The organism is Cellvibrio mixtus subsp. mixtus J3-8, from assembly GCF_000766945.1.
GTDB lineage: Bacteria > Pseudomonadota > Gammaproteobacteria > Pseudomonadales > Cellvibrionaceae > Cellvibrio > Cellvibrio mixtus_A.
This window is the reverse complement of record NZ_KN266207.1, coordinates 456,892-472,593: the sequence shown is the minus strand read 5'-3', so window position 1 is coordinate 472,593 and position 15,702 is coordinate 456,892. Positions and strand designations below refer to the sequence as shown.

The 15,702-nt window shown below is 44.0% G+C and carries 14 protein-coding genes; 4 read left to right on the top strand and 10 right to left on the bottom strand.

Annotation, left to right across the window (positions count from 1 at the left end):
* Window positions 1-20: 20 nt before the first annotated feature.
* From A596_RS07025 to A596_RS07000, 6 genes are all read right to left on the bottom strand, one after another.
* Window positions 21-857: a lipase family alpha/beta hydrolase gene (locus tag A596_RS07025; RefSeq protein ID WP_039913420.1), complete on the bottom strand. Its 837-nt coding sequence runs from the start codon at window positions 855-857 to the stop codon at window positions 21-23.
* Window positions 858-1,098: 241 nt separating this feature from the next.
* On the bottom strand, window positions 1,099-1,683 hold the full coding sequence (locus A596_RS07020) for an acyl carrier protein phosphodiesterase (RefSeq protein ID WP_039913419.1): 585 nt from the start codon (window positions 1,681-1,683) through the stop codon (window positions 1,099-1,101).
* A 132-nt stretch (window positions 1,684-1,815) separates the two neighbouring features.
* Window positions 1,816-2,373 carry a gluconate 2-dehydrogenase subunit 3 family protein gene (locus A596_RS07015; RefSeq protein WP_039913418.1) on the bottom strand — a complete coding sequence of 186 codons (558 nt, stop codon included), beginning with the start codon at window positions 2,371-2,373 and terminating at the stop codon, window positions 1,816-1,818.
* Complete coding sequence (locus A596_RS07010) at window positions 2,370-4,061, bottom strand: GMC oxidoreductase (protein WP_039913417.1); 1,692 nt, start codon at window positions 4,059-4,061, stop codon at window positions 2,370-2,372. The genes A596_RS07015 and A596_RS07010 overlap by 4 nt, the downstream gene beginning before the upstream one ends.
* A 38-nt stretch (window positions 4,062-4,099) precedes the next feature.
* Window positions 4,100-5,008 carry a hydroxypyruvate isomerase family protein gene (locus A596_RS07005; RefSeq protein ID WP_039913416.1) on the bottom strand — a complete coding sequence of 303 codons (909 nt, stop codon included), beginning with the start codon at window positions 5,006-5,008 and terminating at the stop codon, window positions 4,100-4,102.
* Window positions 5,009-5,256: 248 nt separating this feature from the next.
* Window positions 5,257-7,413 (bottom strand): outer membrane protein assembly factor BamB family protein, encoded by a 2,157-nt coding sequence (locus tag A596_RS07000; RefSeq protein ID WP_200882882.1) that lies wholly within the window; start codon window positions 7,411-7,413, stop codon window positions 5,257-5,259.
* A gap of 312 nt (window positions 7,414-7,725) precedes the next feature.
* Here A596_RS07000 and A596_RS06995 point away from each other — a divergent pair, with 312 nt between their 5' ends.
* Window positions 7,726-9,354 carry a methyl-accepting chemotaxis protein gene (locus A596_RS06995; RefSeq protein ID WP_039913415.1) on the top strand — a complete coding sequence of 543 codons (1,629 nt, stop codon included), beginning with the start codon at window positions 7,726-7,728 and terminating at the stop codon, window positions 9,352-9,354.
* Window positions 9,355-9,570: 216 nt separating this feature from the next.
* On the opposite strand, the gene A596_RS06990 is transcribed toward A596_RS06995, so the two are convergent.
* Entirely contained in the window at window positions 9,571-9,945 is a 375-nt protein-coding gene (locus tag A596_RS06990) for an MAPEG family protein (RefSeq protein ID WP_152600121.1), read from the bottom strand.
* 230 nt (window positions 9,946-10,175) lie between these two features.
* On the opposite strand from A596_RS06990, the gene A596_RS06985 reads away from it, so the two are divergent.
* Window positions 10,176-10,403 carry a hypothetical protein gene (locus A596_RS06985; RefSeq protein WP_039913413.1) on the top strand — a complete coding sequence of 76 codons (228 nt, stop codon included), beginning with the start codon at window positions 10,176-10,178 and terminating at the stop codon, window positions 10,401-10,403.
* Here the strand turns inward: A596_RS06985 and A596_RS06980 are convergent.
* The gene (locus tag A596_RS06980) at window positions 10,385-11,197 is read right to left on the bottom strand and encodes an AadA family aminoglycoside 3''-O-nucleotidyltransferase (protein ID WP_039914398.1); all 813 of its coding nucleotides are present in this window, start codon (window positions 11,195-11,197) and stop codon (window positions 10,385-10,387) included. The genes A596_RS06985 and A596_RS06980 overlap by 19 nt on opposite strands.
* A gap of 316 nt (window positions 11,198-11,513) precedes the next feature.
* On the opposite strand from A596_RS06980, the gene A596_RS06975 reads away from it, so the two are divergent.
* Together A596_RS06975 and A596_RS06970 are read left to right on the top strand one after the other, a co-directional pair.
* Window positions 11,514-13,583: a TonB-dependent receptor family protein gene (locus A596_RS06975; protein WP_039913412.1), complete on the top strand. Its 2,070-nt coding sequence runs from the start codon at window positions 11,514-11,516 to the stop codon at window positions 13,581-13,583.
* Between the two features lie 168 nt (window positions 13,584-13,751).
* A complete protein-coding gene (locus A596_RS06970; protein WP_039913411.1) occupies window positions 13,752-14,744 on the top strand; it encodes an LLM class flavin-dependent oxidoreductase in 993 nt (330 codons plus the stop codon).
* Window positions 14,745-14,912: 168 nt separating this feature from the next.
* On the opposite strand, the gene A596_RS06965 is transcribed toward A596_RS06970, so the two are convergent.
* Entirely contained in the window at window positions 14,913-15,350 is a 438-nt protein-coding gene (locus A596_RS06965; protein WP_039913410.1) for a DUF3592 domain-containing protein, read from the bottom strand.
* A gap of 28 nt (window positions 15,351-15,378) precedes the next feature.
* Window positions 15,379-15,648, bottom strand: a complete 270-nt coding sequence (locus A596_RS23875; protein WP_084128113.1) for a CPBP family glutamic-type intramembrane protease — start codon at window positions 15,646-15,648, stop codon at window positions 15,379-15,381.
* Between the last annotated feature and the right edge of the window lie 54 nt (window positions 15,649-15,702).

Here is a 15,702-nt window from a genome sequence, read left to right as displayed (position 1 = left end):
CCGGGCCATGCCTGGGTACTTCAATCTAATGGCAATACTTTTCTTGCCAGATCGTTATATCTTTTAATGTGGGCCTTTTTTAAGGTTCTGAAGTTAAGTATCGATTCAATTCCAAACCAACCTACCAAACCTGCATGGTCAACATCCCAGTTACCTAAATGATTCCACCCATCTTCTTTATTTTTGGTAGCCGAACTAACAGCAACAACACCATCATTCGGTTCATGTATTTTTTCTCCCAGCTCGTTAAAGAATAGCGAATAATTGTTTCTATCCTTTGCCTTATCAATAACGCCCGCAATTGAATAATATTCAACATCGCCTGCGTTTTTTGTTTTTTTATCAAAATCCTTGCAAAACTCGGGAGTCAAATCCTTAAGGGCACCAATAGAATCACCGAAAACAGCCAATGCTTTTTTGTATAGCGAACTGGTAATAAAATTCTCATCGTTCAATAGCTTGGCAACAGGAGAACCAAGATGAGGTGTACCAATCGTAACAAGGCATTTAACATATTTAACCAAATCCTGATCCCTTAAAAGGAGCGCTTGCCTTGCATCCAGGCCGCCCATGCTATGGGCAAAAATGGCTATTGATTTTTCGGGTACATTGTTTTCAATTATGAACGCATGTAATTTTTCATAAAAAGATAGGGCGCGGGTATCTATTGATCCAACAGGTGCCACAGCGGGAGCAACAACCTTATAATTGTTAGCACCTTCCAGGCTCGACTTCACACCGTTAAAATAATTCAACAGATTAAATTTACCAACTTTAAAAATAGCTAAATCAATTCCACCAACATCAACAGAACTAAACCCCAGAACCCCGTGCGCCAATACAATATATTTCGCCATAAAAGACTCCTTCAATATAATAAATTTTATTCTGTTGCTGATTTAGCCAGATGTTAACGATCTTCCAGGATCATTAATATTACACAACGTTATCAACTTTTCCCCACCCAAATGGGTGGTTATTTCAAATGTTAGTAACATGCTCTATTGGCGTTAGGTTGAAAAGGATTGGTTTATTATCAGAGAAATTACTGGTTTGCGAACTCATAGAGAACACCTCCAACGACTGAACCCATGGCTATCAGGGCTTTTTTATATAAGGTTCTATGTGCCTTTGCAATCCGGCAAAGAACCTGGTGAACTCCGCGTCATAAAGATCGTAATATTCTTCCAGTATGAACGTTGCGCTGCCCAGGTTGGCCGGCTTCCGCAAGCGCAAATCAATTCGTTGTAACGCTACATGAATACCGGAAATATCCTGGTAGGTTTCAAAAATATTGTGCTCAAAAATCCTTTTGAATTTGTAGAGGATATCTGCCGGTATTTCCCGCTCTATAAAATCCAGGTCACGATAAAAATGCCGTGAAAATTCATTCAAACTCAACGCGGAATACAGCTTCCAGTTTTTTGCAAGGAAATGATCATAAAACACATCAGTCAGTATTCCACCATACCGCTTATAGTGGGCTGGCATGCGTTTTATACTGTTTTTGACGATGGGGTGAGAGTCAGTAAAAACATCGATGGCCTTATGGCAAGCAATGCCTTCCTGATAGGGAGGGGAAAAGTTTTTTAACTCAGTGATTGAAACCAGATCAGGCAATATATTACCCACCCGAAACTCTATATTCGGTTTGGATAAATATGCGTGGGCCAGCCAATTCATAGGAGCTGTATCCGTAGTTAATTCATTGAATAGTTAATTCATTGAATAGTTAATTCATTTGGCAGTAAATTAACTACGGATATTAAAGCGCATTACCAGCAGATTAAAGATAATTTTGTAGCCCGCTCCAATCTACCTTGTAGCCCAGGCGCGATCACCCGGCTTATAGGGTAACTCGCCGTCAAATCGTCCGGGAATGGCGACATGACGCAATACTTGCGTGCCACCAACTTCCGAGGTGAAAAAACCAAACAGCGTTAATTGTTTGATCATGGTGAAGTAATGCATTTTACCGGCAGCGATTTCTGCTTTTGCATGCTTATCCAGGTGACTAACAAATTCTTCACGCTCAGCTGGCTGCAACGCCATAAAACCATGCCCGTAGGTCTTATGGCAGCGCTCTTCTAATAACAATAAACCTTTGTGAAATGTTGCCTGTTCTTCCCGGGTGTAGCAATCATTCACATACACAGTCATAAACTGGCCGACTTTTGCATCTTTTGCACCCGGTGTTTGGGTGCGAGGCAAAATGGTTTCTGCAATTTCGTCCAGCAATACAATATCGTCCGGCGAAAACGTGAGTGCAGTTTGTGTTGATGACGTGGCGCAACCCGTTAGCAATCCACTACCACCAATCATTGCTGTGCCGGTGGTGGCAGCAATCAGTTTTAATAATTCGCGGCGATTCATTTCAGGTTCCCCTTTCTCAATTCTTTTACCGCATGGTCTACAGCGCGCGCAGTTAACGCCATATAAGTAAGCGATGGATTTACACACGATGCCGAAGTCATGCACGCACCGTCGGTAACAAATACATTGGGTGCATCCCACACCTGATTAAATGCATTCAGTACCGAGGTTTTTGGATCGCGCCCCATTCGCGCCGTACCCATTTCATGAATACCCATGCCGGGTGAATATCCCCAATCGCCACCGCTCACATTTTTTACCCCCGCAGCTTCAAATATATCAATCGCATCCTGCAACATATCTTTGCGCATCGCCTTTTCGTTCTCGCGAATTTCAACATCCATTGCCAACACCGGCAAACCCCATTTGTCTTTGACCGTGTGATCGAGATAAATACGGTTGTCGTGATGGGGTAACATCTCACCAAACGCGGTCATACCGATAGTCCAGGCACCCGGTTCGGCAAGTGCATTTTTAAAATCTGCACCAATACCCATTTCAGCCACACTCCTGTTCCAATCTTCACGACTGGCGCCCCCTTGATAACCAAAGCCACGCACATAATTGCGTGGCGTGTCATCAAGATTACGGAAGCGCGGAATATAAAAACCGGCAGGACGACGGCCGTAGTAGTACTTATCTTCAAAGCCTTCCACTACACCACCAGCACCGACACGGAAGTGATGGTCCATCACGTTGTGACCCAACTCCCCACTACTGCTCCCTAAACCGCCAGGCCAAATATCGGTAGCGGAATTCATCAAAATCCAGGTGGAATTAAAACTGGATGCATTAAGGAAAATAATGTTTGCGGTGAATTCGTAAGTTTGATTGGTTTCTGCATCAATTACTTCTACACCGCGCGCGCGTTTATTATCTTTGTCATACAACACCTGGCTCACAATTGAAAATGGGCGCAAGGTTAAATTGCCGGTTTTCATCGCCGCCGGCAGCGTAGATGATTGGGTACTGAAGTAAGCACCGAACGGACAACCCAACCAACATTTATTGCGATACTGGCAGTTTACCCTGCCCTGTTCCGGTTTGGGTTGTGTGATGTTAGCGGTGCGGCTGTTAATCATTAAACGTTTTCCGCCGTAAGCTTTTTTAATGCGTGCCGCAACATCTTTTTCAACACAATTTAATTCGATAGGCGGTAAAAATTTTCCATCGGGCAAATGGTCCAGGCCTTCGACAGTACCGGAAATTCCAGCAAAGGTTTCTACATAGTCATACCAGGGCGCAATATCCTGGTAACGAATGGGCCAATCAATGGCAATACCTTCGCGCAAGTTAGCTTCAAAATCCCGCTGGCTTAATCGATAACTTTGGCGACCCCATAACAACGAGCGCCCCCCCACGTGATAGCCGCGATACCAATCAAAGCGCTTCTTTTCAACGTAGGGGCTTTCCTGTTCGTTGGCCCACATCCCATTGGTTTCTTCATTCAATACAAAGTCCCGTTGCAACACCGGGTGATTGCGTTTCATTTCCTGTGTAGGACGGCCGCGATGTGGATAATCCCATGGGTCTTTGGATGCATTCACATAATCTTTAATGTGTTCAATATTACGCCCGCGTTCAAGTAATAAAACTTTCAAACCTTTTTCTGTTAATTCTTTTGCGGCCCAACCGCCGCTAATACCGGAGCCAACAACAATGGCATCGAAGTGTTGTGTAGTAGACATAGCAGTACCTCTGGGTAAACGCACTTCTTGATAGGATATTAAACGTCGCAAATGCGGATGGCCGCTTGCAATGATTCAATTTTTTCTTTGTCCGTTGCGCGCCTGGGCATAAATTCTTGCGCAACATATCCTTTGAAACCGGTTGCCTGGATTGCGCGAACAATCGCGGGGTAATAAAGCTCCTGGGTATCATCAATTTCGTTGCGGCCGGGAACGCCCGCTGTGTGATAATGACCAAAATACTGATGATTATTTTGAATGGTGCGAATAATATCGCCTTCACTGATTTGCATGTGGTAGATGTCGTAGAGCAATTTAAAATTGGGTGAGTCGAGGCGCTTGCATAACTCAATACCCCATGCGGAGTTATCCGCAAAATAATCCGGGTGATCAACCTTGCTGTTGAATAATTCCATTTGCAAAATTACACCGCGTTTTTCTGCTTGCGCGAGAATTTTTTTCAATCCTTTGGTTGCGTTTTTTAAGCCCTCCTCTGGATCTTTCCCGCGTTTATTGCCGCTAAAACAAATCAGGTTTTTATAGCCGGCATCGCTCACCAGATCGATATGTTTTTGGTAGCGCTCAATTAACGGTTTATGGAATTTTGCATCCCCCCAACCATCTTCCAGATTCAATTCAGCACCGTTGCACATGGAGGAATTTACACCGTGCTGCTTGAGAATATGCCAATCATTAGGGCCGACCAGATCAATCGCCGAAAACCCGAGCCGCCGCACCAGCAAGCACAATTCGTCAATTGACAGGAAACCAAAAGTCCAACGGGCCACCGAGTGGTGAATATTGCCCTTCAACGCAGCGGATAAAGCAGTGGTTGATGTAGCAGTGGGGGAAGCGAGTCCTGCCCCAAGCGCGGAAAGGCTGGACAGCCCCAAAGCACTAGCGACAGCGCCGCGCATTAATGCACGGCGATTTACGGAATGGGTCATGGTTGCTCTCTATTTTTTTATTGCGGAAGTAGTGCATGGTTTTCCTCAAAACCATTATTGAAGGTTAGCTTGCGTCAAATGGGTTATCCATGCGGTCAACCGATCTTTACTTTTTATGACAATAACGTGCACAACTTTCTGGTTATTGACTCAACATAAAAATTGCAAAACAGGAATAAAGAACAATAAACACCAAATAAAAAAGCCCGGCAATTGCAGGGCTTTGTCGTTATGATACAAGTCGTTGGTTATGGAAGGCTAAAAGTAACTATGCTGCCACCAGGCCGGCCCTTTGGATTTTTTCCACCACCCGCACCAATAGAAATAAATTGCTTTCCATTGACTGAGTAGGTTGCCGGCGTTGCAATTCCTGCTGCGGGCAATCTGGTTTGCCATAACAATTTACCGTTACTTTTATCAAATGCCCGAAATTGATTGTCGTATATCGTTGCAGCGATAAATAATAATCCACCTTTGGTAACGACAGCACCGCCATAATTTTCGCTACCGGTATTGGTAATTCCCTGCGCGGCTAATTCAGGATATTCACCAAAAGGTTGTGTCCATACAATTTCACCTGAATTTATATTAATTGCGCTTAGCGTCCCCCAGGGCGGAGTTATGGCCGGATAACCTTCTCTATCCAGAAACCGGGTGTAGCCGCCAAACACATAAGGGTCACCATCAGTCGATGGATAATAAGGTGTGTCTTTTTTCAATGCCTGTGCGGGATCTTCATTTAAATAGCCAATGATTGCCTCGACATCAGCTGTAGATAGCAGCTTGCCAAAACCTGGCATCCTGCCGTTACCCTTTATAATTTGGCGAAGTAATTGCGTTTCTCCCAATCGTTCATTCACACCAATGAGTGGTGGGAATTCCGGTGGGCTACCTTTGCGTTCAACGCCATGGCAAATAGAGCAATGATTCATATACAACGCTTCTCCACTATTACCAGCAAGCACAGGTGGGCGCTCTTTCACTTTTAAAATCCAGGCCATTTCGTTGGCATTCACGTACAACATTCCGCTATCAGGATCATAAGCTGCGCCACCCCACTCCGCTCCACCATCCATACCGGGAAATAAAATTGTTCCCTGAATTGATGGTGGATCAAAAGGCCCGCGCGAACGCAAACCGGAGAATATTTTTTTTGCATTCGCATGTGCTTCAGGAGTACGTGTAGTCAGCAAATTTTCCGTCAAATATTGGCGAGCAAATGGTTTGGGTAATAATGGGAGTGTTTGCGATTCTGCCGAAAATTCGCCAGGAATATCTGAAGCCGGTGGGGTTAAGCGGGTTAATGGGAACAGCGATTCTCCCGTCGTGCGATCGAGAATATAAATCACGCCCGCTTTTGTTGTTTGCGCTACAGCAGGAATTTTTTTCCCGTTGCGATCTACTGTAATGAGCGTCGGTGGAGTTGGGGGATCCCTATCCCATAAATCGTGTTTTACTAATTGGAAGTGCCATACACGTTTGCCAGTGTTAGCATCAAGTGCGACAAGGGATGTTCCGAAAAGATTATCGCCTGTGCGATCGCCGCCATAAAAATCTTTATCGCCCATTCCTGCAGAAGCAAGAGGTACAAACACTAAACCACGCTCAGGATCAAGCGTAAGGCCAGACCAGGCATTTGCACCTTTCGCAGTTTTCCAGGCATCTTTAGGCCAGGTTTCATAACCAAATTCCCCAGGGTGGGGAATAGTATGGAAAATCCATTTTTGCTCACCAGTGCGAACATCGTACGCACGAATGTGACCGGGCGTATTACCCGTTGAGCCCATTACAATAAAATTTTTGTACACGACACCCGGTGAAACATTTCCAACATTGACACTATCAGGCTCACGCCCTAATCCCTCGCGCAAATCCACCGAACCATTGCGACCAAAAGTTTTTATTAATGCGCCAGTTTTTGCATCAACTGCCATCAATAAACCGCGAAACGTGAACAGGATGCGCTCATCATCACCATCGCGCCAATAGGAAACCCCGCGCAGTCGCTGTCTGGTATTTATCGCCTCGCCAAATGCCGGATCAAACACCCATTTCTTTTCACCAGTCGCGGCGTTCAAACAAAATAACCGCCCTTTGGGGGAAACAAAATAAAAAGACCCGCGGATAATGAGCGGGTTACTTTGCATATCGGATTGATTACCGCCTTCACCAAATGCATCGCCCGAATCAAAAGTCCAGGCGACTTTCAAATTGTTAACATTATCGTTGTTAATTTGGTCCAGGGTTGAATAGTGAGTCCCATGGGGATTGCCATGATACCAGGGCCAATCCGCACCGGATTGAAACGTGCGGGTGTTATGTACATATTGCCCGCAACCTGCAAGCACGCCAGCCATGATAGTAACGACAGTAAAATAGCGGATGAAAGTAAAACGCCACTGCATAATAACCCCGGATTTGATTTTTTATTTTGGTATGGCTAAAAAATCATTCTAGGTGTTAGAAACCATGACGTTTAATGTTTTAACGAATCCTTACATGAAAGCTCGATATTACTTTCCCTCGACATTTCACACCCGGTAGTCTTAAGATTACCTAAAAGCAGGTTCAGGAATTCTTCGGGAACACCCAATTGCAAGGACGATCAACAAAATGCACCGGGATTTCAAACGACAACCCGGATTTATTTTTTATTAACTGTTTTTATACCCGCACAATTCCACAGCCCAACTTATTCTATTGACCACGGATAAATCATGAAAATTTCGCATAAATTAATCGCCATATTAGTAGTATTGTGCCTGTTTTTATTATTGATGAGTTCCATGGGATGGATGACATTCAGAGCCCAGCACGCCAGCCTTGAAACTATTTATAAAGATAGGGTGATTCCGCTGCGCGATTTGAAGGTAATCGCAGATGCTTATGCCGTTTCAATCATCGATCTGGTTAATAAAACCAACGCCGGTTTAACAACTGCTGAAGATGCACTGACTGAAGTAGATACAGCAAGTCAACTTATCGAGAAAAAATGGCAGGCCTACATAGCCACTCACCTGATCCCCCCGGAAGAAAAACTGGCAAATGAAGCAAAACAACTTTTTCAAGCCGCCAATAAAAGTATCCAGGAGCTGCGCACCGTTTTGCAGGGCAAAAAAGGCTTAATTCCGGGCGAGCTGGATAACTTTGATGGCGAGCTCTATAAAACGATAGATCCCATCAGTAATAAAATTACGCAACTTATTAATTTGCAACTTGATATTGTTGATAGCGAACATAACAGCTCTTCCGCCCGCTATGAACATATTTCATTGCTAAGCACGGTTGGTATATTGACAGCGATCCTTGCCAGTATTGCCAGCTTTTTTGTTGGATCAACGATTATTTCGCAACTGTCAAAATTAGGAACCGAGCCATCAGATTTAGCAGTAGCGGTTAAAGCCATTGCCGATGGTGATTTATCATCACGGGTCAATGAAATATCCGCAAAAGAAGGTAGCGTAGCGCGAGAAACCAACAAGATGGCGGAAAAGCTGCACAGCGTTATCCTGAATGTTAACCACGTTAGCGATCACCTTAAATTAACAGCTGAGCAATTAAAAAAGGGAAGTGAAAAAACCCTTTCAGATCTGGACACTCAACATCAACAAATTGAACAGGTTGCGACGGCCATGAATGAAATGACTGCAACCATTGCTGAAGTCGCGCGCAATGCGCAAGGAGCAGCACAAAGTAGCCTCTCTGCTGACAAGCAAGTTAATGAGGGAACACAATTAGTGGAAAACTCCCTCACCTCAATTATTAATTTGACCAACGACGTTAGAGAAGCTGCTGCAGTTATTACGCGCTTAAAAACAGATAGCGCCGAAATTGGAAAAATTCTGGAGGTGATCCGGAGTATTGCGGAGCAAACCAATTTACTTGCACTTAACGCCGCCATTGAAGCTGCGCGCGCTGGAGAACAAGGCCGTGGGTTCGCGGTGGTTGCTGATGAAGTTCGTACCCTGGCGAGTAAAACCCACACATCCACCCAGGAAATCCAGGAGATGATTGGCCGTTTGCAAGCAGGCGTTACCAACGCCGTGCAGGTTATCGACAAAAGCCTGGGGAACTCGCAGAGCACCGTATCTTATGCGGAAAAAATTCGGCATGCACTGGGCGAAATCAGCACATCCGTGTCGGAAATTAATAACATGAATATCCAAATTGCTACAGCGACAGAAGAACAAACCATGGTAGCTGAAGAAGTGAATCGCAATATTATCAACATTAATCAATTCACCGCCCAAACCACCGTGACAGTCAATCAAGTGGAGGCATCCAGTAAACAACTCTCCACCTATGCAACTGAACTTCAGAAAAGGATTAGTTATTTCCAGGTGTAATTCATAAATTCTAAATAACGCAAAAAATAAAATATCCGTGGCCGTTTTTAACTAACGGCCACGCCAATATCACCGTATAGGACATTTCAATAATAAATTTACTTCGATCATCCAACGGAGATTTTGGAGGTGTACGCTCTCCCTTATTCAATGCACTTATTATGGCTCGATATAAGAAAGCTGCTTGATATATTTTCAAACAAGCAATACTACGCTTTAAACTCCCAAAACCAACCTCACCCACATCGCAAAGACAGCCAGGAAATTGATTGTAAACACTGCTCCGCGCAAGCGGATGTTGCTTGTAAGAATCTGAACTCCGCTGTGGATGACTCGCCCGATAACAAAAACCCAGGCCAATCCAAGTTGCACATCATCCCTTGCTGCTCCACTTATGATGATCAAAATGCAGCACGTATAAAACAGCAATGGCCATTCAAATTGATTGGATAAATTAGCACTGATACGAGGTTCCAAAATTCGCTGCTTGGCAATTTTGCCCGATTTGGTATCGAGCCCCCAAATCACTGGAGCGCGTACAATTGTCAAAAGAGAATAAAGAAATACTGCCCAACACACATGGAAAAACATCGCATATACCAAAGGAGATAACACCATAAATCTATGCTCCAAAACCAATTACTGTGAAGGTTTTATATCTGCTATTTTTGAAAATCAACATTCATATATTTCCACGGATATAAAGATAGGCCAGATTACCGACTATAGACGCCCACAACAATCAGGCTTTGTTAAAAGTAAATGTGAACGTTCGCCGTATCCCAGCCTCTAACATGGAAGCAACAAAACTGGAGTTAATTATGGCAGACCAATATCGATTTCTTATTAGTTTCATTGTTGATAACGAACCGAAAACAATTGAACACTATTCCAACAATGACACCCTATCAGACGAGGAAGCAGAAACACTGGTTCGTAAATCTGTTGAAAAATCCGATGCACGGATAACAGATATTCGGGTGACAGGAATTCACCATCCTAAAAATCCAAAGGTTCATCCGGGGCACTATCAACAACCCGAGGGATAATATGGTTCCACGCGCAGTAATTTTCCGATTATCGTTTTAGCATAAAAAATAAATGCGGCGAGCTTGCCGGGGTAGTCAGAAATAATGTCGGTGTTAACCCCCAGATACGCGTCCCTCGCCTCTTTCACCACTACTTGATGTTCTTCAGGCAATTGTTTCAAGATCCATTCGGCTGCAACATCTTTGGATGCAATTTTTCCGGTAGATGCACTGAACCAAATACGTGCAAGCGCAAGCACAATATTACGCTCGTCTCCGTCCCAATCTTCCGGTGAATTCCATAATGCGATGGTATCCGCGAGTGCAGCAATAAAATCTTGCTCCGGTATCGACGGGAATAATAACTCCGCCGATAGCCCACGCAACGCAATACTATTATGCGTTGTCTTGGTGAGGATTATCGCCAGATCATGATCTACAAGTGCCGGCTCAAAAATTCCTCGCAAAAGATCTTCACGCAACCACTCTCCAAATTGCAATTCACGCTTTGCCGGATAACGCCATGGAATTATTTCATTAATTGCAATCACAGTAACTTCCAGTGGCCGCCATAGCTTACTTCCCGGCGGAACAGAAACATTTAATAGATCAAGCATTAATGCGCGCCGTACCCCGTCCTCAAGGGGAACCGTGACTGTGACTAGCAAATCAATATCGCTATGTGGTTTTAATCCTCCATCAAGTGCAGAGCCAAATAAATGGATTGCTTGCAGCCTGTTGCCCAGATGCCGATCAAGCACAACAAGCGCATGGTCAACTTGCTCAACAATTTCAGCAGGAATATGTTTTAACATCATACAATTCTCATTAAAAAAAATGGGAAAATAAAAACAGAGATGAATGACTCACCTCTGTTTTTATTGCCATAATTTTAAAAACTATCAAGGCCTATTGCATTTTGCAAGTAATGCGACTGTTACACACAAGGGGAAGCAACAATTTTTTCCCATTTTCAGTTTTAATTGAACACGTGTATTCACACAAGCTCCGTAAAAATTACTGGTAATTTAACAACGCGCCCTGCGACCTTTTGTCACATCCTTGTGTATGGGTGTATGTAGTAGGCTTCTGCGCCATAAAATTCTACAATTCAATCTGAAGGATACTATCGTGCACTCATCCAAGCGCAAACATATTGTTGTGCCCCTTGTTTTATATTGTCCCCTTGCTACGTTTGCCAATACAAATCCAGTCGCCGCCGATGACCGGTTAGAAACCGTGCTGGTAATTGGTGAACAAATTAAAGCAGCGCTTCAAGCCGAACAGGCGCTTACTCCCGGCAACGTGACAGTCATTGACAGTGCAGATCTGTATCAACGAAATATCGCAAACCTAGGCGATATGTTGCGTTATGTCCCCGGTATCTGGACAGCGAGTGGATCAACGGGAGACTCCACATTTTTCTCGAGCCGCGGCTCAAATCTCGATGCTACAAATTATGATGGGAACGGCATTAAATTATTACAGGATGGACTACCTGTAACTGCTGCTGATGGCAATAACCATAATCGCATCATGGACCCGCTGGGCGCACGTTATGCAACTATCGCACAGGGTGCCAATGCATTGACTTACGGTGCCAGCACACTTGGCGGCGCTATTGATTTTACTACGCCTACTGCGCGCGACACTGAACCACAAATTTTCCTCAATGATGGTAGCCATGGTCAATTACAAGGCCGCGTTACCACTGGTTTGGTGGCTGGTGCGTTCGATGGATTAATCACCATTGAGAGTAAAGAATGGGATGGATTTCGTGATCACCATCAACAGGAACGCAAAGGTGTTTATGCAAATGCCGGTTGGCAATTTGATGACGTAGTGAAAACCCGCTTCTATTTCACTTATCTTGATAATGATCAGGAATTACCGGGTGCATTGACAGCAGAACAGTTCGATGAAAACCCTTATCAGGCTCAACCTGCTGCTGTTATTGGGCACTATCAATACAATGTAGAAACCTGGCGAGCTGCAAATAAAACAATTTTTGATATCAATGAAAATAGTAGCTTATCAGTAGGTTTTTCCTATGAAGACCAAACCCTCTATCATCCGATTGTTTACAGTCCATTTTTCAGTTTGCTAATCAACACCGAACAAAAAAATGCCGGCACGTCATTGCGCTACAACCTGCATGTAAATGATCACGATTTACTTGCAGGTATTAATTATGGTGAAACAACCGTTGATGGAGGCAATTACAGCCATGAAGCTGGCCGCCGTAAAAATATGACGACGCACGTAAAGAATAATGCAGATAGCCTGGAAATATTTTTGGTAGATCGCTGGCAAATCGCCCCGCGATGGAAATTAATCTACGGTGTACAAGCAGTTTCTGCAGGACGTGAAGTAAAAAATATTACCGTTGCAGATGGAACACTTTATAACCCCGGAGCGGACTATGACAGCATCAATCCCCGCGCCGGTGTCATCTATCAATTCAAATCAAACAACGAGGCATTTGCGAATGTCAGCCGCCTTTACGAAGCACCAACCAATTACGAACTAGAGGATGATTCAAGCCCTGACAACAAAGCGCTGGATGCAATGCATGGCAGCGTAATTGAAATAGGTGCAAGAGGGAAAAGACCACTGGGTACACACAATAAATTGCATTGGGAGTTTTCAATTTATTACGCGCAATTGCAGGATGAAATTCTTTCGATAGATAATCCGACTGCTCCGGGCACCAGTCTTTCCACTAATGTGGACGATACTATTCACGCAGGTATTGAATCGCTATTGGGAGCAAGTTTTTCATTAGATGCAAATAACAATCATCGTATAGAGCCTTTATTAAGCGTAACGATAAATGAATTTTCTTTTGACGATGATTCACATTACGGAAATAACGAATTGCCAGCAGCACCAGGTTATGCACTCAAAGGTGAAATTTTGTATCGCAACAGCAACGGTTTTTTCGCCGGCCCAACGTTTGACATTATTGACGAACGCTACGCTGATTTCAGTAATACCTACACCGTTGATTCCTACATACTGTTAGGGCTACGCACTGGTTTTACTCATGCAGATTGGGAAGTATTCGGAGAAGTTCGCAACCTCACTGATAAAGAATATGTCTCTCTATTTAGCGTACGTGATCGCGCTGCGCCAAACGCCGCCATTCTACAAGCGGGTGAACCGCGTTCGGTTTATGTGGGTATGAGATTACAATTTTAAAGGAATACCAAAAGGGAGCATTTAACCGCTATTCAAGGACTGCGCAAGGATGCGCCACTCCATCAGACATTATCGAAAACTTCTGCCTCATCCAACTCTTGAAGCTGCCTCAATTGCCCCAATTAAGTTAAGCGGCGCAGCGAGCCAATGCATTCCGGAGTAACCATCATGTTGAAATCCATCCCGTTTTCTTTATTGGAGCTAGCCTCTGTTCGCGAGCATTCCAGTATCAGCGATACACTGCAAAATTCACTGTGTTATGCACAAGCAGCGGAAAAATTGGGCTTCAAACGGTTTTGGCTGGCTGAACATCACAATATGGAAGGTATTGCCAGTTCAGCGACAGCAGTATTGATTGGTTATATCGCTAGCGGCACACAAACGCTGCGAGTTGGTTCAGGTGGAATTATGTTGCCGAATCACCCCCCGTTGGTTATTGCCGAACAATTCGGGACACTGGCGTGTTTATATCCGGATCGTATTGATTTGGGATTGGGACGAGCACCAGGCACTGATCAAATCACCAGTCGTGCACTGCGGCGAGACAATCTTGCCGCCGATGAATTTCCTACCGAAGTCAGCGTGTTACAACAATTACTTGCTCCCAGCGTGCAAGGTCAACGTTTGAAGGCGATTCCCGGCGCTGGAACGGAAGTACCTATCTGGTTATTGGGCTCCAGTTTATTCAGCGCACAACTCGCTGCAAAACGCGGCCTGCCCTATGCATTTGCCGGGCATTTTGCGCCGCGCTTGATGCGCGAAGCGTTACGCATATACCAAACACAATTCGTCCCCTCTGCAACCCTGAATACACCTTATGCAATGCTGGGCATGCCGGTTGTTGTTGCGGATTCCGAAGAAGAAGCGAAATATCTTTCCACCACAAGTCATCAGCGAATTCTCGCATTACTGCGAGGAAACCCATTGTGGTTAAAACCACCGGTTGATTCCATGGAGGGCTTATGGAATATCGAAGAAGAATTGCACGTGAAGGATTTTTTATCGCTCGCCGCTGTTGGCAATCCCGCACAAGTCAAAGCAAAATTAGAACAGCTTGCGACTGAGCTAGGCATCAATGAATTTATGTTTACCATTGATGTTTATGAGCCACAAAAGCGTTTGCGTGCGCTTGAATTCCTGGCAGAGATGAAAAGCGATTAAAGATACAATTCCACTCAACGATTTAAACTAGCGGAAAAAAATAAAATAAAACATATAAACTGTAATCAGGAAAAACAAAGACAGCCGTAAAAAATTAAAGCCTGACTCCATTGATTCAGGCTTTAAGCATTGCTTTAAATACTTTAAAAGACGCATTTACATCAATCGCTATTTAGTTCTTTTCCAAAGATAAAATCCCAACCACATAAAACCACCAGAAAACAACAATCCGATGAAATGGGTGTTTTTAAACCCTGTTACCAATACAGAATCACTGTAATCTTCGGGATTGACATAAACCTTAACTATTTTATCAGTCGCCTGAACCTCATCGATACGACTGATACCATAGCCAATACGCGTACCCTGGTATTTTTTTCCGTCGATTTCATAACTGTATTTCAACCAGGTAGTACGAAATAAAGTAGTAGATCTGGCTTTATCTCCACTTTCCAATACACCGGAATAAATTCGCCAAGTTTCTGCTGACAAGGTTTTTACGATATTTTTGCTGGTGATGAGAAAGAAAAGCCCCGCTGCCAATATGCACAAACCAAAAAAGAAAGAACGCAAACGTTGATATTTTTTTTCTATTTCCGGAGTCATTGATTCGTTACCTCATTACAATAATTAGCTACCACAAAAACAAAAAGATAGTGGTGTTCATCGTAAGGTTAAATATTATATGTGCAAGGATGGCCACGAAAATACTGCCACTCCTGGCCCTGAGCGATGCAAACATCCAGGACACCAAAAACATCAGGATAAACCAGAGCGCGCCCGAGAACGGTAAAAATGTTAATCCGGATGTTGTTTTGATAATACCATGATGAATCTGATGGATCAGTGCAAATAAGGTACACTCAATGATAGTACTGGAACTGAGACTGAGTTTTTGTTCCAGCGTTTTTGGATCAGATGTCGCCCCTTAACGAAAAACGGCGTTATGTTTTTCCAC